This window comes from Pseudomonas abietaniphila, assembly GCF_039697315.1.
GTDB classification, from domain to species: Bacteria; Pseudomonadota; Gammaproteobacteria; order Pseudomonadales; family Pseudomonadaceae; genus Aquipseudomonas; species Aquipseudomonas abietaniphila_B.
In genome coordinates this window covers 4,714,473-4,738,103 of the sequence record NZ_CP155619.1, presented here as the reverse complement: position 1 = coordinate 4,738,103, position 23,631 = coordinate 4,714,473, and the positions used below count along the sequence as shown (strand labels likewise).

Genomic DNA, 23,631 nt, shown 5'->3' with positions numbered 1-23,631 from the left:
AGCGTGGCTTGTCCCGCGATCTACCGCGCAGCGGTAGCAAAATCAAGCGACCCTGTTCTACCAGACACGCCACATGCACAGGTCTTGCTGCCGGTTCCCGGCAGATCGCGGGACAAGCCACGCTCCTACGCCTTCGGCAGAAGCAAAAGCGCAGCGGCCTCCTGCTCCTGCCGTTGATTTTGCTCTTGATTGATCGTTCCCACGCTCCGCGTGGTAATGCAGTGGCTGACGCTCAGCGTCAACCTGGACGCAGAGCGTCCTGATAGGCATTCCCACGCGGAGCGTGGGGACGATCAATACGTACATCTTGTTTTCGATTCTGCCGAAGGCGTAGGAGCAACCGGGGTGGCGTTCCACCTTGCCCGCGATCTGCCGGGGACCGGCAGCAAATCCGGTGAATGCGGTTTACCTGATACTGCCAAGTAGTCCGGTTTTACTGCTGCTTCGCACCAGATCGCGGGACAAGCCACGCTCCTACGCCTTCGGCAGAATCAACAGCGAAGCAGCGCACTGCTCCTGCTCTCGCTTTTGATCTTCATACCGAGAAAGTCCAGGCGCCACAAAACGCGACTTGGGTGCAGGCTGAACGCAGGCGGCGCGCAGTGGGTCGAGCGGCATGGATGCCGCGAGAGCGCCGTCAGGACATGGATGTCCGTTCGGCGCGGGCCCACGGAGCGTCGCCGGAGTGAGTACCCGACGCAGTCGGGCCCAACCGGGAGCCAACCCTTGGTTACTTGGAGTTATCAAGTCACCCGCCGAAGGCGGAACGCTTCTGCCGTTAGGCAGAACCCAAAGATCAGCGCCCCCGAACGATCGGATTAACACCCGACCGCAACGCCAATCCACCCTCTTCACACAACAACCCAATCCGCGCCGCACCAAGCGCCCCCAACCCAAGCGCACATCGCGACGCGAAACCATTGGTGCGGTGTTCCAGCACACCGCAAGCCTTTCAATCAAACCGTATCCACCTTCAGCGAGTGATCCCCCAGCATGCCGTTGATGATCGAAGCGGTATCGTGCCCGCTCGCCACCACACCGCCTGCCCCGGGGGAAACACCATAATGCTGAGCCAGGTTAACCCCGGCCAGGTCGATGGTTTGAGTGGTCGCCCCGCCCGCCACACTGCTCACGCCGATGCTCGACACCAACGACGCGCCATTGCCGCTGACGCTGAAATGCAGGAAGTTCTCCAGTGAATTGGCATCGGCATGCTCACCCTGCAACAGCTGCGACAGGTCGAGTTTGTCGAGACCGAAGTTGAAATCGGTGACCGTGTCGTGCCCGGTGTTGCCGGCTTGCCACTGGAAGGTGTCGTGCCCAGGACCACCGGTCAGTGTGTTGTTGCCAGACCCGCCGATCAGGAGGTCATCGCCCGCGCCGCCGTTGAGGACGTCGTTGCCCAGACCGCCATTGAGCACGTTATTGCCCTGATCGCCTGTGAGGTGATCGTTGAAGTTGGAGCCGATCAGGTTCTGGATATTGACCAGGGTATCGGTCCCGGCCCCGCCGGTGTGTTGCGCCCCCAGCTCGGCGGTGCTGACGGTCACGCCCGCCGTGGCCAGCGAGTAGTTGGCGGTGTTGTTCCCGGCGCCGCCATCAAGGAGGTCGTTGCCCGGCCCGCTGAAGAGCATGTCGTTCCCGTTGTCGCCGAACAGTTCGTTGGTGCCTGGCCCGGCCACCAGCACGTCGTTGCCGTCGCCACCGTGGAGGTGACTGTCGGCCGCGCCGACCAGCACATCATCGCCGGTGGTGCCCAAGACCGTATGCCCGTCCTGATGCGCAATGTTCACGGCGGCGGTGCTGCTGCCGCCGTGCGGGTCGGTGACGGTGTAGGTGCTGTGGACATCCGGCGTGGTGTTGACCGCTGCGTAATCGATGGTCAAGTTCAGGTTGTAGTGTTCTTTCACGCCAGGGTCGGACTGATTGACCACGATCAGACGATAAGTGCCCTCTTCAGTGGCCGTAAACGTGCCGCCATCCGAGAGGCCGTGATACGCGCCGTCTTCGAACTTCCACGCCATGCCCAGCACGTCGTTGGTCAGGCTGTGGTCGACCGTGACGGTTTCACCCGCCCTCAGGTGCACGCTGTACAGGTCCTGTGCGTTGGACGGCGCGGCATTGACTGCGCCCAGGTAACCGCTGATCACCAGCAAAGCGGTGGTCGCCGTGTTGTTGAAGAAATCGCTGCGGTCCAGGTTTTTCAGGTGATTGCTGTCTTTGTTCTGGGTCCCTGCGAACTGGATGGTTTTCAGCGAGCCCGCAGAGAAATCTGCACCTTTGGCGGTCCAGCCGGTGTTGAAGGTCGTCGGCGAAGCAGTCAGCGCGCCGCCATTGCCCGGTACATCGTTCGCCGCCAGCGCGGCGCCCGGAATGACGATGCTCGAACCGCCCAGGTTGGTGATGACATTGTCGGCCACCGCAATCGGGGCTTCGTAGACAGGCGGCGGAACGACGTGAACGTTGAGGTTGGCCGAGGCCAGATCGCCGTCGTTGTCGCTGAGCACGTAGTGAATGTTTTCGGTCACCGGTTGAGTAACACCCACTGACGGTGTGTAGCTGTATTCGCCAGTGCCCATGTTGACAACCAGCGTGCCGTGCTCACCGGTGACCGTCAGGGTGTGGGTCTGGGCATCGAAGACACCATGGTTTTCACCACCACTGGTGATGACGCCTCCCTGATGGCTGTAAGCCTTGGGATCGAAGGTGTACGTCGTGCCATCGACGCTCACGGATTTGATGAAACCCTGATCGGCGCCGAAGGTGCCGCCTTCCAGCAGGCTGCCATGCACCCCGCCCTGAACGGTGCCGCTGAGCACCACGTTCAATTGACCGAGGTCTGTGACCACCACCGCATTGGTATTGGTGCCCGTCGCGCCGTTGTACGCGACCGGGTTGAGGTAAGTGCTGCTCACGTCAGTACCGACGCCAATGGCGAAGGCGTTGATGTGATGGCTGTCGAGGAACGTGGTCCAGGCGTGCTCTTCAGTCGCGTCGATACCGTCACCGCGTGCAGGGTTCGGCACGTGATCCGGATCAGCATGCTGCGGTGAAGTCGTCGGGTTGCCATCCGAGAAGAAGTACGCAAGGTTTTGCGCACCTGCGATGGCGCCTTTCTCGACGAACGCTTGTTGTGCAGCGGCCAGCGCGGCGTCGTAGTTGGTGCCGTTGCCAGCAGTCAGCGCATTGACCATGGCCTTGGCCGTGGCGACATCCACCCATTCGTTGCTGCCGATGTTCGCCTGGCTGTTGAAGGTCACCAGTTGCACTTTCACGTCGCCGAGGGCTTCGTACTTGTTCAGCAGCTCGATGATCGCCTGTTTTTCCAGGCCCAGACGAGACAGCCCGTTCACACCCGACGCCTCGTTCATGCTCGCCGAATTATCGACGATCAGCATCAGGTTGGTGTCGACGCCATCGCTGGTCACCGTCTTGTCGATGCAGGCGGCTTTAGGTTGATCGTCGACGATGTTGACCACGATCTGCGCGGTGGATGAATGCCCCAGCGAATCGGTGACTGTGTAATTGAACGTGTCGTGGGTGATGTTCGGCCCATCGTTGGCGGCAGGCGTGGTTTTCGGTGCCGATGTCAGCGTGTAGGTGTAGCTGCCGTCCGCGTTCAGGTGCAGCACGCCAAACTGACCTTGAACGGTGCCGTTGTGGGCGCCATCAAGGCTGAAGGTCAGCGCGCCATAACCGCCGTGGGCCGAGTCGGCAACCGTGCCGGTGCCGGTTTCAGCGGTTGATCCCGGGTGGCTGCCGGTGACTTTTCCGGGCGCCAGGTCCTGGCCGTCCTTGTGGGTATCCAGCGCGCTTTCCTGCACGGTGACGTCATGATCGTTGCAGGCAACCGGTGGGCATGGCGGCGCAACGTTGACCGTGACCGTGGTGGTGCTGGTGTCGCCATCGGCGTCGCGGATGGTGTACGTGAACACGTCCTGCTCGCCATGCGGGCCGACCAGTGCAGGGTTGCTGTGATAGGTCGCATTGCCTTGGGCGTCGACGATCAACGTGCCGTACAGCCCGGTGATCACGCTGCCCAGACCGCCCGATGCCGGGGTTGAAGTGTCACCACCTGCACGTACGCCGACGATCAGGCCGTTAGGGCCTGCGCCGTCTGCGCCCGCCGAATCATTGAGCAGCAGATTCCCGCTGACATCGCCGCCCGCCGCCACGTTGCCGATGTCGCAGTGAGCCTGGGGTGTGTCGTCGAGAATCTTGACCACGACATTGCCGTCGCTGACGTCACCGTCGTTGTCCACTGCATGCACGGGGATCTGATCGTTGAGTGACGTGCCGTCGCCCTGATTGTGGTCTTCCGAATGGTTGAGCGTGTAGGTGTACGTCACCTCGCCTGTGGTCGGATTGTAGGTGAGGATGGTCAGCGTGCTGCCCGAGGGTAACGTCGTCGATTGTGGGGACGAGAGTGGCACGCCGTGATCGATCACGTTGATACCGCCCACGGTCAGAGTTTGCAGACCGTCCGGTGCGGTGATCTTGATGGTGCCGGTCTGCGTCAGCGCATCGTGATCCGGATGAGAGCCGCCCGGCAGATTCGCTTCATCGACCGTGCAGTCGCCACCGCCGATGGTCACACCATCGTTGTGGTAGACATTGACGGTCACCGTCGTGGTGCTGGTGTCACCGTCGGCGTCGCGGATGGTGTAGGTGAAGACATCCTGCTCGCCACCATGACTCACCGAGTTCGGGTTGGCGTGGTATGAGGCATTACCGTTGGCATCGACGATCAGGTTGCCGTACAGGCCCTGAATCACCGTGCCTACGCCGCCGGAAACCGGAGTCGAGGTGTCGCTGCCGGCGCGCACACCGACGATCAAACCGCCCGCTCCAGGACCATCGGCACCCGCCTGGTCGTTAGCGAGAATATTGCCGCTGGTTTCGCCGCCTTCTTTGACATAGCCAATATCAGGGTTGGCCTGCGGCACATCGTCCGTCACGTGAACGTTGATGTTGCCGTCAGCCACGTCGCCGTCGCTGTCCACGGCATGCACGGCGATCTGTTCGTTGTTGACCGTGCCGTTGCCTTGATTGTGAGTTTCCGCACCGTTGAGCGTATAGCTATAGGTCACTTCGCCTGTGGTCGGGTTGTACGTGAGGATGGTGAACGTGCTGCCCGACGGCAGTGTGGTCGACTGCGGTGAGGTGATCGCCACGCCATTCTCGATCACGTTGACACCACCGATGGTCAGGGTTTGCAGACCGTCGGGCGCCGTGATTTTGATGCTGCCATTTTGCGTGAGTGCCGCTGCGTCAGGGTCGCTGCCATAGGGCAGATGCGACTCGCTGACCGTGCAATCGCTGCCACCGATGATCACGCCATCGTTGTGATAGACATTGACGGTCACCGTCGTGGTGCTGGTGTCGCCGTCGGCATCGCGGATGGTGTAGGTAAACACGTCCTGCGCGTCGCCATGCCCCCCATTATTCGGGTTCGCCGCATAAGAGGCGTTGCCGTTGGCATCGACCGTCAACGTGCCGTACAGCCCTTGAATCACGGTGCCTACGCCGCCGGAAACCGGAGTCGAGGTGTCGCTGCCGGCGCGCACACCGACGATCAAACCACCGGCTGCCGGACCGTCGGCACCCGCGGTGTCGTTGCCCAAGATATTGCCGCTGGTTTCGCCGCCTTCTTTGACATAGCCAATATCAGGGTTGGCCTGCGGCACATCGTCCGTCACGTGAACGTTGATATTGCCGTCAGCCACGTCGCCGTCGCTGTCCACGGCATGCACAGCGATCTGTTCGTTGTTGACCGTGCCGTTGCCTTGATTGTGGGTCTCGGCACCGTTGAGCGTGTAGCTGTAGGTCACTTCCCCGGTGACCGGGTTATAGGAAATAACAGTAAAGGTGCTGCCCGATGGCAATGTGGTCGATTGCGGCGAAGTGATCGCCACGCCATTCTCGATCACGTTGATGCCGCCAATGGTCAGTGTTTGCAGACCGTCCGGCGCCGTGACCTTCACGGTGCCGGTCTGGGTCAGCGCCGCGGCGTCCGGGCTGCTGCCGTCGGCCAGGTTGGCTTCGCTGACCGTGCAATCGCTGCCACCAATGATCACGCCATCGTTGTGGAAAACATTGACGGTCACCGTCGTGGTGCTGGTGTCGCCGTCGGCGTCGCGGATGGTGTAGGTGAAGACATCTTGCGCATCGCCCTGACCACCATTATTCGGGTTGGCCACATAAGAAGCGTTGCCGTTGGCATCCACCGTCAAGGTGCCGTAGAGCCCTTGAATCACCGTGCCCACGCCACTGGTAACCGGCGTCGACGTATCGCTGCCGGCTCTCACGCCAATGATCAAACCACCGGCTGCCGGACCGTCAGCGCCGGCGGTGTCGTTGCCGAGGATGTTGCCGCTGGTCTCCCCGCCTTCTTTGACATAGCCAATATCGGGGTTGGCCTGCGGCACGTCGTCAGTCACGTGGACGTTGATATTGCCGTCCGCTACGTCGCCATCGCTGTCCACGGCATGCACGGCAATCTGTTCGTTGTTGACCGTGCCGTCACCCTGGTTGTGGGTTTCCGCGCCGGTGAGCGTATAGGTGTAAGTCACTTCGCCGGTGGTCGGGTTGTAACCCAGGATGGTCAGCGTATTGCCTGATGGCAGGGTGATCGACTGGGGTGAGGTGATTGCCACGCCGTTGACCACGACGTCGATGCCACCAATGTTCAGGGTCTGCAGACCGTCAGGCGCGGTGACTTTGATCACCCCGTTCTGGGTCAGCGCATCCGGGTTCGGGTTACTGCCATCGGCCAGGTTGGCTTCGTTGAGCGTCACCTCGCTGGAACCGAGGCTCACGCCGTTGTCCACCGGTGGTGGTGGCTGGTCCGGTGGTGGCTGGTCCGGTGGCGGTTGATCAGGCGGCGGATTGTCGGGTGGCGTCACCACCGGCGGCGGCACGACGATCGGTGGAAGGCTGAAGTCCGGAGAGCCGTTTACAAACGTGCCAACCTCCAGCTCCGGCAGGATGAACGTGGAACCCAGACCGGCCGTCGGAAAGCCGATGACCGGCGTCACGACGCCTGCCGTTTCGGTCAGCAATACGAATGAATGCCCGCCCCCCAATGCCGTGGGCGAACCTCCGGGATTGGCGTTGCCAGCGGCGGGCGGATCGGTGATCTGGCTCGGGTCAGCACCGGCGGCAATCGCCTGCTGCACCTGCTGCACATCGGACAGCTGGGCCTGACTGGGCGCCGCATCCGGGGTGTCTACGTGGGTCGCGTGGTTGGCCAGGATCTCCGGCGTCAGCGGCATGCTGCTGTCACGTCCCAGCGTCAGTTCGCCTCCCTTGGCCAGATGTATCGCCACCGCGCCCGTGGGTCCGGTTTGCAGTTGTTCACCGGCATAAACCTTGTCGCCTTCGATCACCAGACGCTTGGTGCCGTTGCCCGCCACCGCGAAAACGTCGCCCACCACCTGCCGCACAGTACCGATCAACCTGGCCATATCCACTCCCTTGCTGCAAATACCGGATCAGAAAATGTTACGAATCCAACAAAAACTGTTCATTCGGCGCACAGAAATGGCTAGGAGCCAGCTTCATACGACAATTTTATGTCGCTGAATCTTTTCAAGTTTTTTGCTCGAAAAACCGCTTGATCGAACGCCGTCAAATTTCCGTTGAAACTTCCTTAGCAACCGTAAGATGCTTGTAAAACCTTGAATACAAGCGTTTCCTGAATTCAACCTTCGCTTGAAAACCAGAAATGGCATAAGTTTTTTTTGGAATAAGGCTTATGAAAAAAACGTCTGAGCTTTTCCCAAAGTTGTTCTTAGCTCTGATGTTACAAACCTGATACGGTTTTAACAGCCAGATTCGTCGGTTTTTTGGCGTTAGCAGCACGACAACAATCCAGGGAGAAGCTCCATGCGCGATTTGACCCCGCTTTACAGTGCAGTTGTGTTGGCGGTCGCCTGCGCCCAAGCGCAAGCCATGTCACTGAGTCAGGCGATTCAGAACACTGTCGACAACCACCCGGAAATTCACTCCAACGTGAACAACCGACTGTCCGCAGATGAAGATGTGAAAATTGCCAAAGGAGGCTATCTCCCCACCGTCGATCTGATCGCCGCCTATGGCCGTGAGCACACCGACAGCCCCACTACACGGGCCTTCGGTAACCACAACGAGGAAACGCTCAACTACACCCAGTCGGAATTGCGTCTGCGCCAGATGCTGTTCGACGGTTTCAACACCAAGAACGAGGTCGGCCGTACGCAGGCCGTGGTGAATTCCCGTGCGTACTACTTGCGCGGCACCGCTGAGGATCTGGCGCTCAGGGCCATCGAGGTGTACCTCGAAGTGCTCAAACGCCGTGAATTGCTCGACCTTGCGAAGAACAACCTGCAGGCCCACCTGCGCATCAATGACCAGATCGGCTTGCGTACCAACCGTGGCATCGGCAGCAATGCCGACAGCGATCAGTCCAAAGCTCGCCGTGCGTTGGCCGAGAACAATTTCTACACCGCACAAGTCGACCTTGCCGACGCTGAAGCCAATTTCTTCAGCGCCGTCGGCAAGATGCCCGATGAGCTTGAGGCGCCCCCGTCGATCAAAGGCGAAGTGCCGAAAAGCCTGAGCGACGCCCGGCAGAGCATGTTGGTCAATAACTCCTATCTGAAATCCGCCCAGGCCGATGTAAACGCCGCCGAGAAACAATACGAAGTCGCCAAGTCGCCGTTTTATCCACGGTTCGACGGTGAACTGGCAGTCGGCGCGAACAACAACCTGCAAGGCGAAGAAGGCCACGACAACGAATGGCGCGCCGCCGTGGTGATGAATTACAACCTGTTCAATGGCAACCGTGACAAGGCCCGCCTGAACTCAGACTCCTACAAGACCGGCCAGGCGATGGACATCCGAAACAACGCGTTGCGCATGATCAACGAGAACCTGTCGCTGGCCTGGAACGCCATGAACAACGCCCGTGTGCAGACCCCGATCGCCCGTGAATACACCGAAACCACGACCAAGGTTCGCGCCGCGTATCAGGACCAGTTCGGCCTGGGTCAACGCACGCTCCTTGACCTGCTGGACAGTGAAAACGAGCTGTACAACGCAGCCCGTCGCTACACCGAACTGCGCTACACCGAGGAGTACTCGATGTACCGAGTGCTGGCCACTGAAGGCGAGCTGCTGAGCAAAGCGCGTGTGGTATTGCCAACGGCCGCCGTCGCGCTGACAGAAGTCAAAAGCGAAGCCCGGCTTCCCGAACTGAAGTAAGCGAACTGAAGTAAGCAGTAGCGCATTTAGCGCGGGAGAAGTCTGTGACCAGCATGCCGCCTGTATTTGAATCAGCACCTGCATTTGACCCACGTTCGAACTTCGACGACCCGCTGCTGGATGGCTTGCTCATCCTTTGCCGGCTCCACGATTGCAGCGCCAGCCGGACCAGCCTCAGCGCCGGCCTGCCGCTGGCGCAACAATCCTTAAGCGTCGACCTTCTGCCTCGCGCCGCCGCTCGCGCCGGGTTGCAGGCGCGCATTTTGCGCCGCAACCTGGATGCCATCGACGGTCTGAACCTGCCCGTATTGCTGCTGCTCAAGGGCAATCGCTGCGCGGTCCTTCGACGATGGGAAGAAGACGGTCGGGCGCTGATTCTGCCGAGCGAAGCAGATGGCGGCGAACAGCACGTGACCCGTGAAGAACTGGCCACGCTGTACACCGGTCAAGCGCTGTTCGCCCGTCCCCGGCATGAGCTGGAAAACCTTCGCTCGCCGCTGGTGCCCAGGGTCAACGCGTGGTTCCGCGACACGCTCAAGCTGTCGCGCTGGCTGTACAGCGACGCGATTCTCGCCAGCCTGATGATCAACCTGCTGGGCCTGATGGTGCCGTTGTTCGTCATGCAGACTTACGACCGGGTGGTACCCAACCAGGCCACTTCAACGCTGTGGGTACTGGCGATTGGTCTGCTGATCGGCACCGGCTTCGAACTGACCCTGCGGCTGGTGCGTGCGCGCCTGCTGGATCAAGCCGGCAAGAAGACCGACGTGATTCTGTCCGCCACCTTGTTCGAGCGCATCACGGGCATGTCGATGAAGGCACGTCCCGCCACCATCGGCGGTTTCGCCCAGAGCATTCATGACTTCCAGGGCCTGCGCGAATTCCTCACCGCCGTGACCCTGACCAGCATCATCGATCTGCCTTTCGCCGTCTTGATGCTGGCGGTGATCGGGCTGCTCGGCGGCTGGCTGGTGGTGATTCCGCTGGTGGCGTTTCCGATCACCATCCTGTTTGCCTGGATCATCCAGATGCGCCTGCGCGACACCGTCGAACGTAGCCTCGCGCTGGGTGCAGAACGTCAGGCGCTGTTGGTGGAAACCCTGGGTGGCCTGGAAACCCTCAAAGCCTGCGGCGCCGAAAGCGAACGTCAGCACAAGTGGGAACACACCCACGGCGCCCTCACCCGCCTCGACAGCCACGCTCGGGACCTCTCGGCGCTGGCCAGCAACGGCACGCTGTTCATTCAGCAGTTCTCGGGCATGGCGACCATCGTTGCGGGCGTCTACAGCATCATCGCGGGCAACCTCAGCGTCGGCGCGCTGGTGGCCACTTATATGCTCGGCAGTCGTGTGCTGGCGCCGTTGGGGCAGATCGCCGGGCTGATCACGCGCTATCAACAAGCGCAGATCACCATGAAAAGCACCGACGCCTTGATGGCTCTGCCGCAAGAGCGCGACCCGACCAAACACCCCTTGCAGCACACCCAGCTCAAAGGGGCGATAGAGGTCGTCAAAGCCAGTTTCGCCTATGGCGGCCCGGGTACGTCAGCGGCTTTGAACGAGGTCAGCATCACCGTCAAACCGGGCGAGCGGATCGGCATCATTGGCCGCAGCGGCTCGGGTAAAAGCACCTTGGCACGGTTGATCATGGGTTTTTATACGCCGGATGAAGGGCAGCTGTTGCTCGACGGTCTGGACCTGCGCCAGGTGGACGTCGCCGACCTGCGTCAGCAAGTGGGTTATGTCGCCCATGACCTGCCGCTGCTGGCGGGCAGCTTGCGGGATAACCTCACCCTGGGCGCCCGTTATGTCACCGACGCCCGGATGCTGGAAGTGGCTGAACTGACCGGCGTGACCGAGCTGGCGCGCAACCATCCGCTTGGCTTCGACCGGCCGGTGGGTGAACGCGGGCAATTGCTGTCCGGCGGTCAGCGCCAGGCCGTGCTGCTGGCCCGCGCACTCTTGCTCGACCCGCCGATCATGTTGCTCGACGAGCCCACCAGCCACATGGACAACGGCAGCGAAGACGTGCTGCGTCAGAAGCTGTTCACCCTGATGCAAGGCAAGACACTGCTGCTGGTGACGCACCGCATGTCGATGCTGAGTCTGGTCGACCGGCTGGTGGTGCTGGACAACGGCAAGGTAGTCGCTGACGGTCCCAAAGAACTCGTCGTCGAAGCACTGCGCAAGGGCCGTGTCGGCCCGGCCACGGTTTAAGGAGCGTTCCCTATGTCATCCGCTCAAGGTTATTTTCACCCTGGTCGTCAGGTCGATACCGAGTTCATGCCGGAAGTTGCCGGCGTCGCGGCGCAGGACGCGTCTCGAGGGTCTCGCATCACCGTATGGATCGCCGCCGCGTTGATCATCACCGCGCTGGTCTGGGCCAAATTCGCGGTGTTGCAGGAAGTCACCATGGGCGAAGGCAAGGCGATCCCGTCGAGCAAAGTCCAGGTGATACAGAACCTGGAAGGCGGCATCGTCACCGAAATCTTCGTTCGTGAAGGCCAGATCGTGAACAAAGGTGACACGCTGCTGCGACTGGACGACACGCGGTTTCTGTCGAACAAAGGTGAGAGCGAGGTCGATAAATACACGCTGATGGCTCAGGTCGATCGCTTGTCGGCAGAGTCTGAAGGCCGTCCGTTCAAGCCGTCCGCCGTGGTGCTGGCCAAGGCGCCACAGGTCGCGGCCGACGAGCAATCGCTGTACGACTCACGGCAGCGCCGTCTGGCCAGTGAGCAACGCACGCTGCAAGAACAGCTGCGGCAAAAGACTCAGGAAGTCGCCGAGTTTCGTTCGAAACAGGATCAGTTCCGCAACCAGCTCGGCTTCATTCAGCAGGAGCTGAGCATGTCGGCGCCGCTGGTGAACAGTGGCGCGGTGTCGCCGGTCGAGATCATCCGGCTCAAAGGCAAGGCATCTGAAGCACGTGGCCAGATGGACGCCACCTCGCTGGCGATTCCTCGTGCAGAGGCCGCCATCAACGAGATCAAGAGCAAGATCCAGGAGTCGCAAGACAGCTTCCGCTCGGACGCCGCCAAGGACCTGAACGACAAGCGCGCCGACCTCGCCAAGGCCAGCGCCACCAGCATTGCCATCGACGACCGCGTCACCCGCACCACGGTGACCTCGCCCGTCAAAGGCATCGTCAAGACGCTGAAGGTCAACACCATCGGTGGCGTGGTTCAGCCGGGCAGCGACATGATCGAAATCGTTCCGCTGGAAGACAACCTGCTGATCGAAGCCAAGGTTCGTCCGCAGGACGTCGCGTTCCTGCATCCGGGCCAGAAAGCGATGGTGAAATTCAGCGCCTATGACTACACGATCTATGGCGGCTTGCCCGCCAAACTGGAGCTGATCGGCGCCGACACCACCACCGATGACAAGGGCAACACCTTTTACCTGATTCAGGTGCGCACCGACAAAAACCATCTGGGCAGCGACGCCAAACCGTTGCTGATCATCCCCGGCATGGTCGCCACCGTGGACATCATTACCGGCGAGAAAAGCGTGATGGACTACCTGTTGAAACCCGTGCTGAAGGCCCGGACCGAGGCGCTGCGGGAGCGGTAGTCAGCGCTCCCGACGCTGGGCCTTTGATTCTGGTCGCAGGCCGTAAGGAGCGCGCTTGCCCGCGATGACGTCGGTACAGTCGATGCATTTCCATCGTCAGATACAACGCATCGCGGGCAAGCGCGCTCCTACAGGTCTGGGGTCATTACTGGCTGTCAGGCCATACCATAGGCCTGGGGTCATTACTGGCTGTCAGGCCATACCTTAGGTCTGTGGGAGCGAATTCATTCGCGATTGGCCGGTGCATCCGAAAGATATTCATCGGATGCACCACCGCATTCGCGACCGTCGTAACCTCCTATTGCTCCTACAGGAATTGCGCTACGTCAGTCATTTTTTCTTCTTGTCGTCCTTCGCGAACGCTGCCTCAAGCGCTTCGTTGATCGTGCGCAGCACCTTCACCCGGGCCCAGCGCTTGTCGTTGGCCTCCACCAATGTCCACGGGGCGATCTCGGTGCTGGTGCGGTCGACCATGTCGCTGACGGCCTCGCGGTATTGCGGCCATTTCTTGCGATTTCGCCAGTCGTCCTCTGTGATCTTGTGGCGCTTGAACGGGATCTTTTCCCGCGCCTGAAAGCGCTCCAGCTGCGTCTTGTCGTCAATCGCCAGCCAGAACTTCACGACCACGATACCGGCGTCGGTGAGTTGTTCTTCGAAGTCGTTGATCTCGCTGTACGCCCTCAGCCAGTCGGCTTCGGAGCAGAAGCCTTCCACGCGCTCGACCAACACCCGGCCGTACCAGGAGCGGTCGAAAATGGTGAACTTGCCCCGTGCTGGAATCTGCCGCCAAAAGCGCCATAAATAAGGTTGCGCCAGCTCGTCCTGTGTCGGCGCAGCGATGGGGACGATGTGGTACTGCCGCGGATCCAGCGCACCGGCGACGCGCTTGATCGCGCCGCCCTTGCCAGCCGCATCGTTGCCTTCGAACACCGCCACCAACGCATGACGACGCATGCGTTTGTCACGCATCAAGCCGGACAGACGCGCTTGTTCGGTGATCAACTGCTCGTCGTAGTCGTCCTTCTCCAGCGACAGGGTCATGTCGAGATTGTCCAGCAGACTCAACTCGTCGGTGTTGCTGGGCAGCGGCCCGAGGTTGACGAGATTGGTGCTGCCTTCCGGCGTCTTCAGCGCATTCTGCAAACCTTCGAGCAACAGACGGCCAACGGTGAGGCTGCGGTAGTTGGGGTCGACGCCTTCGATCACATGCCACGGCGCATAGTCGCGGCTGGTGCGACGCAGCACGCGCTCGCCGAAGCGCACGAACTTGTCGTAAGTCCTGGACTGCTGCCAGTCCAGCGGGCTGATTCGCCAACTGTGCAGCGGGTCGTCCTTGAGGGTCTTGAGGCGCAATTTCATCTGCTGTTTTGACAGGTGAAACCAGAACTTGAAAATCACCGCGCCCTCATCGACGAGCATCTTTTCCAGGCGTTCGGCGCCGTTGATGGCTTGATCCAGCACCGGGTCCTTGTATTGCTTGTGCACACGGCCCTGGATCATCTGGCTGTACCAGTTGCCGAAAAACACGCCGATCCGCCCCTTGGGCGGCAGTTGACGCCAGTAGCGCCAGGCAGGCGGACGAGCGAGCTCTTCATCGGTCTGTTGATCGAAGGTGCGCACTTCGATGTAACGCGGGTCCATCCAGTCATTGAGCAGCTTGACGGTTTCGCCCTTGCCCGCGCCTTCGATGCCGTTGATCAAGATGATGATCTGGCGCTGGGCCTGTTCATGCAGTTCGTACTGGGCTTCAAGCAATGCTTCTCGCAAGGCCGGCACTTCGGCGTCGTAGGTTTCGTCGTCGATGGTGTGGCCGATTTCAGCGGATTCAAACATGTACGGCTCCTGTTCCTGATCGCTCAAGACTAGCGGATCGAATGGGTCAGTGACGGTTGTGACCGCAAATCCGGGTTATGGGTCAATCCGCCGGCTGCGATACCGCGCCCGCAGTGCGTTAAGATGCCGGCCTTGCACCTGCCAAAGCGCCTTTCACAGCTCAATGATGACGACTCTCCAGCACGCCCAGCTCGACTGGGACGAAAACGGCAACCCGATCTCTCGGGCGTTTGCCGATGTCTATTTCTCCAATGAATCGGGCCTCGCCGAGACACGTCATGTGTTTCTGACCCAGAACGAGCTGCACGAACGCTTCGCTGCACTGCCGGCGGATGGGCGACTGGTAATTGGTGAAACAGGCTTTGGCACCGGCCTCAATTTTCTCTGTGCGTGGCAGCTGTTCGACGCCTGCGCCACGCCCGGCGCGCGCCTGCACTTCGTCAGCGTTGAAAAATTCCCGTTGAGCCGCGCAGACCTTGTGCGAGCGCTGGCACTGTGGCCGGAACTGAAGGCCTTCGCCGATCAACTGCTGGAGCAGTACGTCGCCATCCACGAGGGGTTTCAACGCCTGGTGTTTGATAGCGGACGCGTTACGCTGACCCTGCTGATTGGCGATGCGCTGGACATGCTGCCGCAACTGGATGGGGAGATCGATGCCTGGTTTCTCGACGGTTTCGCGCCCTCGAAAAACCCGGAGATGTGGACGCCCGAACTGTTCGCCGAACTGGCCCGACTGGCCGCGCCCGGCTCGACCATCGGCACGTTCACCAGCACCGGTTGGGTCCGCCGTGCATTGAATGCGGCAGGTTTCAAGATGAAGCGCGTACCCGGCATCGGCCACAAATGGGAAGTGCTCAAGGGCCGTTTTCTTGGCTGGCCGGAAGACGTGCCTGCACCCGCGCAGCCTAAACCCTGGTTTGCGCGACCGCGATCGCCCGGCAAAGAACGCAAGGCGCTGGTCATTGGTGCCGGGCTCGCCGGCTGCGCAACCGCGTCCAGTCTGGCCGCCCGCGGTTGGCAGGTCAGTTTGCTGGAGCGGCATGCGGACCTTGCGCAAGAGGCATCCGGCAATCCGCAAGGCGTGCTCTACCTGAAGCTGTCCGCCCACGGCACAGCGCTTTCGCAACTGATCCTCAGTGGTTTTGGTCATACCCGTCGCCTGTTGGAACGACTGGAACGCGGCGTGGACTGGGACGATTGCGGCGTGCTGCAACTGGCGTTCGACGAAAAGGAACATCAACGTCAGGCGCAACTGGCCGAAGCGTTTTCAGCCGAGTTGCTGCATGTTCTGGACACGCCCGCCGCCGAAGCGAAGGCAGGTATCGCATTGAACTGCGGCGGCCTGTTTTACCCCGAAGGCGGCTGGGTACACCCGCCTGCGCTGTGTCATCGTCAGACGAGCGCGGCAAATATCCGTCTGATGCCACACCACGACGTCGTTGAATTAAGACGTGAAGGTGATCACTGGCAGGCATGGGACGGTGATCGGCTGCTGGACTCGGCACCGGTCGTGGTGCTTGCAGGCGCGGCGGAGGTCAAGCGCTTCCAGGCCAGCGCCGACCTGCCGCTCAAACGCATTCGTGGACAAATCACCCGACTGCCTGAAACCCGCGCCAGCGCTTCTTTGAGCACGGTCGTCTGTGCCGAGGGCTACATGGCACCCGCGCGTCTGGGCGAACACACGCTGGGGGCGAGCTTCGACTTCCACAGTGACGACCTGACACCGACTGCTGCTGAGCATCTGGGCAATCTTGAACTGCTGCGGGAAATCTCTGGCGACCTGACTGAGCGCCTTGCTGCCGATCGGTTGCCTGTCGAGCAACTGGAGGGCCGCGCCGCCTTTCGTTGCACCAGTCCTGATTACCTGCCTATCGTCGGACCGCTGGCGGACAAAGACGCCTTCCTTGAAGCGTACGCGGTGCTGCGCAAGGATGCACGGCAAACGCCCGACACCGCCTGCCCTTGGGTAGAAGGTTTGTACGTCAACAGCGGCCACGGCTCACGCGGCCTGATCACCGCGTCACTGTCCGGTGAACTGATCGCCGCCTGGCTCGACAACGAACCCCTGCCCCTACCCCGCGCGGTCGCCGAGGCCTGCCATCCGAATCGGTTTGTGTTGCGCGGGTTGATCAGAGGGAAATAGCACCCCGAACCGGAGGCATTTGGGAACATCCGCCCTCTTGGCAAAGCGGTGACTCAGTGTTCGCTGACACACTGGACTTACCCTGTGGGAGCGAATTCATTCGCGAAAAATATTCCTGACGATAGAGCTGTGTGGGTCTTGCTGGTCAATCGCGAATGAATTCGCTCCCACAGTGAGACCGCATTCAAGCGACCTTTGCCTCAACGTATCCACCCCGCTACAAATCTGCACGATCGTGCTGTTTACACCTCCCCCGGCCAACCCGGTATTCTCCATCCCACTCCTCTTCCAGGTGCAGGTCGATGCTGCAAGTCCAAGGCGTGTTCAAGAGTTATGCGACGGCCCAAGGCCCGTTGGCAGTATTACGCGGGGTGGATTTGCAATTGGGCCAGGGACAAAGCCTGGCGTTGATGGGCGAATCGGGCAGTGGCAAGAGCACCTTGCTGCATCTGGTGGCGGGCCTCGATCAGGTTGATCAAGGCAGCATCGAGATCGCCGGCCAGCGCCTTGATCAGATGGGCGAAGCCCAACTGGCCAACTGGCGGCGTACCGAAATCGGCCTGGTGTTCCAGCAGTTCAACCTGATCGGCAGCCTCAAGGTCGAAGACAACCTGGCCTTTCAGGCTCGCCTTGCGGGCCGTTACCAGCCCGAGTGGCAAGCCGAACTGACCGAGCGTCTGGGCTTGGGTCCGCTGCTCAAGCGTTACCCCGAGCAACTCTCCGGCGGCCAGCAGCAGCGTGTCGCCATTGGCCGCGCCCTTGCCTCACGCCCCGGCCTGTTGCTGGCGGATGAACCCACCGGCAACCTCGACGAAAACACCAGCGATGAAGTCTTGCAGTTGCTGCTCGACCTGCTCGCCGACAGCCCCACCAGCCTGCTGATGGTCACCCACAGCCCCAGAGTCGCGGCACGGCTGGACCGTCAGGAAGTGCTGCACCTGGGACGTCTGGCCACTGAAGGCGAACGCTGATGCCCGTCTTCTACTGGACGCTGAAAGCGCTGCTGAGCCATTGGCGGCGTCATCCCGTTCAATTCTTCAGCGTGCTGACCGGCCTGTGGCTGGCGACCAGCCTGTTGACCGGGGTGCAGGCGTTGAACAGCCAGGCGCGCGAGAGCTACGCCAAAGCCAGTCAGTTGATCGGCGGCGAGCCGCAGAAAATCCTGGTCACGCCCAACGGCGCGAACTTCCCGCAAGAGTTGTTCGTCAGCCTGCGTCGTGCCGGCTGGCCGGTCTCGCCTGCGCTGCGAGGTCGTCTCACGCTCAAGGACCTGCCCGACCAGCACCTGACCTTGCTCGGCATCGAGCCGGTGTCGTTGCCGGTCAACACCGCCCTGGCGGGGCAGTCACTGGACACCGCGCAGATCGTGTCGTTTTTCACCCCGCCGGGCAGCACCTGGATCTCCCCGCAAACCCTTCAGGCACTGGGCCTGCATGAAGGCGAACAGCCTCAGACCGATACGGGCCAGACGCTACCGCCGCTGCATGCCCAAGCTGACATGGCGCCCGGCCTTTTGCTGATGGACATCGGCTTCGCCCAGCAATTACTCAATCAGCCCGGACAGATCTCGCGTCTGATTTTGCCCAAAGACTTTGCCGAGAACGCCCCGGACCTGCCCGACGACATCAAGGGCGAACTGGTGATGCGCAAGAGCGGCGAGGACAACGATCTCGGGCGGCTCACCGAAAGCTTTCACCTGAACCTCGATGCGTTGGGTTTCCTGTCGTTCGTGGTCGGGCTGTTCATTGTCCACGCGGCGATTGGTCTGGCGCTGGAACAGCGTCGCGGTCTATTGAGAAACCTGCGCGCGTGCGGTGTCAGTGCGCGGGGGCTGATCTTCAGCCTGATCATCGAACTGGGCGTGCTGGCATTGCTGGGTGGCATCGCCGGGGTCATTAGCGGTTACTGGCTCGCCAGTGCGCTGTTACCTGATGTCGCCGCCAGCCTGCGGGGCCTGTATGGGGCTGAAGTCGCCGGGCACCTGAACCTGAGCATCGGGTGGTGGCTGAGTGGATTGGGCGTGAGCCTTTTCGGCGCCTTTCTCGCCGGGGCCAGCAGCGTGTTGCGCGCGGCGCGCCTTCCTTTGCTGGCTCTGGCCAACGCACAAGCCTGGCATGAAACCCACGCCCGCTGGTTGAAACGTCAAGGCTGGGTCGCCGGGGTTTCGGCCGGGATCGCGGTCCTCGCCGTGCTGTTCGGAAACAGCCTTGCGGTGGGCTTCGTGCTGATGGCGAGCCTGCTGCTCAGCGCGGCGCTGGGTCTGCCGGTGCTGCTCAACGCCCTGCTCAACCTGCTCTTGGGCAGGAGCCGTTCGGTACTGGGGCAATGGTTTCTCGCCGACTGCCGCCAACAGTTGCCGGCTTTGAGCCTGGCCTTGATGGCCCTGCTGCTGGCGATGGCGGCCAACATCGGCGCGGGCAGCATGACGTCGGGCTTTCGTCAGACCTTCACCCACTGGCTGGAACAACGCCTGAGCGCCGAGCTGTACATCAACCCACAAAACTCGGCCCAGGCAGCGCCCCTGCAAAAATGGCTGAGCGAGCAACCGCTGACCTCCGCCGTGCTGCCCAATTATCAGGTGTCGTTGCAACTCAAAGGCTGGCCGGCCGAGTTGTACGGCGTGATCGACCATGAACATTACCGTCAACACTGGCCCTTGCTGCAAACGGCCAGCGGCGATGCCTGGGCGCAACTGGCGTCTGACGACACGCTGATGCTCAGCGAACAACTGGCGCGACGTCTCAAGGTCGGTGTCGGCGATCAGGTCACTCTGCCCGCACCTGACGGCGACTGGCCGCTGCGGGTGGTCGGGATCTACGCAGACTACGGCAACCCGAAAGGCCACATCCTGGTGAACGCCGATCACCTCCTCGAACACTGGCCACAGCTGACGCCCAACCGCTTCAACCTGCGCATCGATCCTCAGGCCATCCCGCAGTTGCTGCGTGTGCTGCACAACAAGTTCACCATCGACGACAACCGCATCGTCGATCAGATTCAGCTCAAGGCGTGGTCCCGGCAAGTGTTCGAACGCACCTTCGCCGCGACCGCCGCCTTGAACAGCCTGACGTTGATGGTCGCCGGTGTGGCGCTGTTCATCAGCCTGCTCACCCAGAGCCAGAGCCGCTTGGGGCAACTGGCGCCGTTGTGGGCACTGGGTGTCACGCGCCGGCAGTTGATGTTGCTGAACCTTGCGCAGACCTGGCTGCTGGCGGTGCTGACGCTAGTGCTGGCGATCCCGCTGGGGCTGTTGCTGGCCTGGTGTCTGGATGCGGTCATCAACGTGCAAGCCTTCGGCTGGCGCCTGCCGTTGCAGGTGTTCCCGATGCAATTGCTGCGTTTGATGATGCTGGCGATGCTCGCGACTCTGCTGGCGTCGGCCTGGCCTTTGTATCGCCTGTACCGCACCCGGCCTGCCGATCTGTTGAGGACCTTCGCCAATGAACGTTAAGGCGATGGCCCTGCTGATGGTCGCGCTGTTACTGGCTGGCTGCGACGACAAACCCGAGGAAGAAAAAGGCTTCGCGGGGCTGGCGGACGATGCAGCCCATTACGCGCAGGTTACGCCGGGCAAGACGTTCCTGTTTCCGCTGGATCATGGCGCGCACAACGACTTCCGCATCGAATGGTGGTACATCACCGCCAACCTCAAGGACGCCGATGGCCAGTCGTTTGGCGTGCAATGGACCTTGTTCCGCAATGCCCTGCCCCGCTCGACCGCCGCGCCGCAGGACAATCACAGCTGGAGCAATCGCAACCTGTGGATGGGCCATGCGGCCGTCACCTCGGAGGACGAGCACTACGCGGCCGAGCGGTATGCCCGAGGGGGCGTGGGTCAGGCGGGCGTCACGCTGGCGCCCATGTCGGCGTGGATCGATGACTGGGCGTTGACCAGCCACGCCAGCGTCGAAGACCCGCTGGCCGACATGCAACTGGAGGCTCGCGGGGCGCAGTTCAGCTATCGCCTGCACCTGACGTCGAGCAAACCGCTGGTGCTGCAAGGCAATCAGGGATTCAGCCAGAAATCTGAGCAAGGTCAGGCGTCGTATTACTACAGTCAGCCGTTCTTTCAGGCCGAAGGCAGCCTTGAGATCGACGGCAGGACCTATCAGGTGACCGGCCCCGCCTGGCTGGACCGCGAATGGAGCAGCCAGCCGCTGACGGAAAACCAGACCGGCTGGGACTGGTTCTCGCTGCACCTGAGCGACGGTGCCGACGTGATGCTTTATCGCATGCGGCAGAAGGATGGGGAGCCGTACCTCACCGGAACCTGGATCAACGCCGACGGCAGCACTCAACGGCTTGAGGCGAAAGACATCGAGCTGGAGCCGCAAGACACCACCGACGTCGAAGGTAGGGACATGCCGACCCGCTGGTCGGTAAAAATCCCCAGCAAGGCTGTGGATCTGACCGTGGAAGCGCTCAATCCGCGCGCCTGGATGAACCTGCAGATTCCTTACTGGGAAGGGCCGGTTCAGATCAGTGGCAGTCAAAAAGGCGTGGGGTATCTGGAGATGACGGGGTATTGAGAGGCTGCGATTGACGCGCAATAAGTAGGAACAGGCCTGGTGCGGGTTGCGTTCGGACGAGGCGGTGGGTCAGGCGGTATCGTTGGTGACTGGACCGGCGCATTCGCTGCCCTCGTAACCTCGGACGTCTCCTACAGGGACCGCGGTGTTACTGACGAAGGCGTGGGTCAGGTGGCATTGTTGGCGACTGGACCGGCGCATTCGCTGCCCTCGTAACCTCGGACGTCTCCTACAGGGACCGCGGTGTTACTGACGAAGGCGTGGGTCAGGTGGCATTGTTGGCGACTGGACCGGCGCATTCGCTGCCCTCGTAACCTCGGACGTCTCCTACAGGGACGGCAGCGTTATGGGTACTTGAGGCAACCATCAACTCCCGTGTTACAGCACCACAGACGAGCATCGGCCGGTAAGTGCGACGTCAGACTCATGCCCCGCTTATAACTCATCGTTCTAAAACTCTCACAATCCCTGCCGGTCAGTCTTTGGGTAGCCGGACGTCCCGTCTACGTTCCCCAACGGAAAACCGGTAAGGATTTTATGTGCGGATTAGCTGGTGAATTACGTTTTGACAACCAACCTGCGGACCTCGCCGCGGTAGAACGCATCACCCATCATCTGGCCCCTCGCGGCCCGGATGCCTGGGGTTTTCATAGCCAGGGGCCGATTGCCCTTGGTCATCGTCGCCTGAAAATCATGGACCTGTCCGACGGTTCGGCGCAGCCGATGATCGACAGCCATCTGGGCCTGTCGCTGGCCTTCAACGGTGCGATTTACAACTTCCCGGAATTGCGTGCCGAGCTTGAAGCCCTCGGCTATCAGTTCCACTCCGGTGGCGACACCGAAGTGCTGCTCAAGGGTTATCACGCCTGGGGCGCCGACATGCTGCCCAAGCTCAACGGCATGTTTGCCTTCGCCATCTGGGAGCGCGACAACAACAGCCTGTTCATTGCGCGCGACCGTCTGGGCGTGAAACCGCTGTACCTGTCGCGGACCGACAAGCGCCTTCGTTTCGCCTCGGCACTGCCCGCCCTCCTCAAAGGCGGTGACATCAGCCCGATGCTTGATCCGGTGGCACTGAATCATTACTTGAACTTCCATGCCGTGGTGCCTGCACCGCGCACCCTGCTGGCCGGCGTCGAGAAAATTCCGCCGGCCACCTGGATGCGCGTGGGCGCCGATGGCAAGGTCGAGCAGAAAACCTGGTGGACCCTGCCCTACGGCCCTCATGCCGATGAAGCGAACCTGACCCTGGAAGACTGGCGAGACCGCCTACTCGACAGCACCCGCGAGGCCGTGGCCATTCGTCAACGTGCAGCGGTGGACGTCGGTGTGCTGCTGTCCGGCGGTGTCGACTCCAGCATGCTGGTCGGCCTGTTGCGTGAAGTCGGCGTGAAGGACCTCTCGACCTTTTCGATCGGTTTTCAGGATGCGGGCGGCGAGCGCGGCGACGAGTTCCAGTATTCGGATCTGATCGCCAAGCACTACGGCACGAATCACCATCAGTTGCGGATCAAGGAAAGCGAGATCATCGAGCAGCTGCCGGCGGCGTTCCGCGCCATGAGCGAGCCGATGGTCAGCCACGACTGCATCGCTTTTTACCTGCTGTCCCGGGAAGTGGCCAAGCACTGCAAAGTGGTGCAGAGCGGCCAGGGCGCCGACGAACTGTTCGCCGGTTACCACTGGTACCCGCAGGTCGATGGCGCGAGCGATCCGTATGCCGCGTACCGCGATGCCTTCTTTGATCGCAGCTACAAGGAATACGCCGATACCGTTGCGCCGCAATGGCTGACCGCTAACGACGCGGCTGGCGATTTCGTGCGCGAACACTTCGCCATGCCGGGCGCGGACGCGGCGGTGGACAAAGCGCTGCGTCTGGACAGCACCGTGATGCTGGTGGACGACCCAGTCAAGCGTGTCGACAACATGACCATGGCTTGGGGCCTGGAAGCGCGTACGCCGTTCCTCGACTACCGCCTGGTCGAGCTGTCAGCCCGCGTGCCGGCCCGCTTCAAGCTGCCGGACGGCGGCAAGCAAGTCCTTAAAGAAGCGGCGCGTCTGGTGATCCCGTCCGAGGTCATCGACCGCAAGAAAGGTTATTTCCCGGTGCCGGGTCTCAAGCACCTTGAGGGCGACACGCTGAACTGGGTGCGCGACCTGTTGCTCGACTCGAGCCAGGACCGCGGCCTGTTCAACCCGACCATGCTCGACAAGCTGTTGACCGATCCCGATGGTCAATTGACTCCGCTGCGCGGCTCGAAGCTGTGGCAGCTCGCGGCCCTGAACCTGTGGCTCAGCGAACAAGGACTCTGAC

Annotated in this window: 10 protein-coding genes; 8 read left to right on the top strand and 2 right to left on the bottom strand. The window is 61.4% G+C overall.

Annotation, left to right across the window (positions count from 1 at the left end; all coding sequences use genetic code 11):
• Positions 1-956: 956 nt before the first annotated feature.
• A complete protein-coding gene (locus ABDX87_RS20970; protein WP_346829594.1) occupies positions 957-7,466 on the bottom strand; it encodes a retention module-containing protein in 6,510 nt (2,169 codons plus the stop codon).
• A 421-nt stretch (positions 7,467-7,887) separates the two neighbouring features.
• On the opposite strand from ABDX87_RS20970, the gene ABDX87_RS20965 reads away from it, so the two are divergent.
• Genes ABDX87_RS20965 through ABDX87_RS20955 form a run of 3 tightly spaced genes read left to right on the top strand, consistent with a single transcriptional unit; the run spans position 7,888 to position 12,815 of the window.
• Entirely contained in the window at positions 7,888-9,243 is a 1,356-nt protein-coding gene (locus tag ABDX87_RS20965) for a TolC family outer membrane protein (protein ID WP_346829593.1), read from the top strand.
• Positions 9,244-9,296: 53 nt separating this feature from the next.
• Positions 9,297-11,459 (top strand): type I secretion system permease/ATPase, encoded by a 2,163-nt coding sequence (locus ABDX87_RS20960; RefSeq protein ID WP_346833580.1) that lies wholly within the window; start codon positions 9,297-9,299, stop codon positions 11,457-11,459.
• Positions 11,460-11,471: 12 nt separating this feature from the next.
• Positions 11,472-12,815 (top strand): HlyD family type I secretion periplasmic adaptor subunit, encoded by a 1,344-nt coding sequence (locus tag ABDX87_RS20955; protein WP_346829592.1) that lies wholly within the window; start codon positions 11,472-11,474, stop codon positions 12,813-12,815.
• Between the two features lie 330 nt (positions 12,816-13,145).
• Here ABDX87_RS20955 and pap read toward each other — a convergent pair whose 3' ends face one another.
• Positions 13,146-14,648, bottom strand: a complete 1,503-nt coding sequence (gene pap / locus ABDX87_RS20950) for a polyphosphate:AMP phosphotransferase (protein WP_346829591.1) — start codon at positions 14,646-14,648, stop codon at positions 13,146-13,148.
• Positions 14,649-14,814: 166 nt separating this feature from the next.
• On the opposite strand from pap, the gene mnmC reads away from it, so the two are divergent.
• The 5 genes from mnmC (at position 14,815) to ABDX87_RS20925 (ending at position 23,630) form a co-directional block, all read left to right on the top strand.
• Positions 14,815-16,791 carry a bifunctional tRNA (5-methylaminomethyl-2-thiouridine)(34)-methyltransferase MnmD/FAD-dependent 5-carboxymethylaminomethyl-2-thiouridine(34) oxidoreductase MnmC gene (gene mnmC / locus ABDX87_RS20945; RefSeq protein WP_346833579.1) on the top strand — a complete coding sequence of 659 codons (1,977 nt, stop codon included), beginning with the start codon at positions 14,815-14,817 and terminating at the stop codon, positions 16,789-16,791.
• Positions 16,792-17,093: 302 nt separating this feature from the next.
• Complete coding sequence (locus ABDX87_RS20940) at positions 17,094-17,762, top strand: ABC transporter ATP-binding protein (RefSeq protein WP_346829590.1); 669 nt, start codon at positions 17,094-17,096, stop codon at positions 17,760-17,762.
• A complete protein-coding gene (locus tag ABDX87_RS20935) occupies positions 17,762-20,242 on the top strand; it encodes an ABC transporter permease (protein WP_346829589.1) in 2,481 nt (826 codons plus the stop codon). The genes ABDX87_RS20940 and ABDX87_RS20935 overlap by 1 nt, the downstream gene beginning before the upstream one ends.
• Complete coding sequence (locus tag ABDX87_RS20930; protein WP_346829588.1) at positions 20,232-21,320, top strand: lipocalin-like domain-containing protein; 1,089 nt, start codon at positions 20,232-20,234, stop codon at positions 21,318-21,320. The genes ABDX87_RS20935 and ABDX87_RS20930 overlap by 11 nt, the downstream gene beginning before the upstream one ends.
• A gap of 537 nt (positions 21,321-21,857) precedes the next feature.
• Positions 21,858-23,630 (top strand): N-acetylglutaminylglutamine amidotransferase, encoded by a 1,773-nt coding sequence (locus ABDX87_RS20925; RefSeq protein ID WP_346829587.1) that lies wholly within the window; start codon positions 21,858-21,860, stop codon positions 23,628-23,630.
• The last annotated feature ends 1 nt before the right edge of the window (position 23,631 follow it).

Bases quoted from the DNA above. Each gene is read 5' to 3' on its own strand.
- ABDX87_RS20970 (WP_346829594.1), bottom strand. From the start codon at position 7,466: ATGGCCAGGTTGATCGGTACTGTGCGGCAGGTGGTGGGCGACGTTTTC.
- ABDX87_RS20965 (WP_346829593.1), top strand. From the start codon at position 7,888: ATGCGCGATTTGACCCCGCTTTACAGTGCAGTTGTGTTGGCGGTCGCC.
- ABDX87_RS20960 (WP_346833580.1), top strand. From the start codon at position 9,297: ATGCCGCCTGTATTTGAATCAGCACCTGCATTTGACCCACGTTCGAAC.
- ABDX87_RS20955 (WP_346829592.1), top strand. From the start codon at position 11,472: ATGTCATCCGCTCAAGGTTATTTTCACCCTGGTCGTCAGGTCGATACC.
- pap (WP_346829591.1), bottom strand. From the start codon at position 14,648: ATGTTTGAATCCGCTGAAATCGGCCACACCATCGACGACGAAACCTAC.
- mnmC (WP_346833579.1), top strand. From the start codon at position 14,815: ATGACGACTCTCCAGCACGCCCAGCTCGACTGGGACGAAAACGGCAAC.
- ABDX87_RS20940 (WP_346829590.1), top strand. From the start codon at position 17,094: ATGCTGCAAGTCCAAGGCGTGTTCAAGAGTTATGCGACGGCCCAAGGC.
- ABDX87_RS20935 (WP_346829589.1), top strand. From the start codon at position 17,762: ATGCCCGTCTTCTACTGGACGCTGAAAGCGCTGCTGAGCCATTGGCGG.
- ABDX87_RS20930 (WP_346829588.1), top strand. From the start codon at position 20,232: ATGAACGTTAAGGCGATGGCCCTGCTGATGGTCGCGCTGTTACTGGCT.
- ABDX87_RS20925 (WP_346829587.1), top strand. From the start codon at position 21,858: ATGTGCGGATTAGCTGGTGAATTACGTTTTGACAACCAACCTGCGGAC.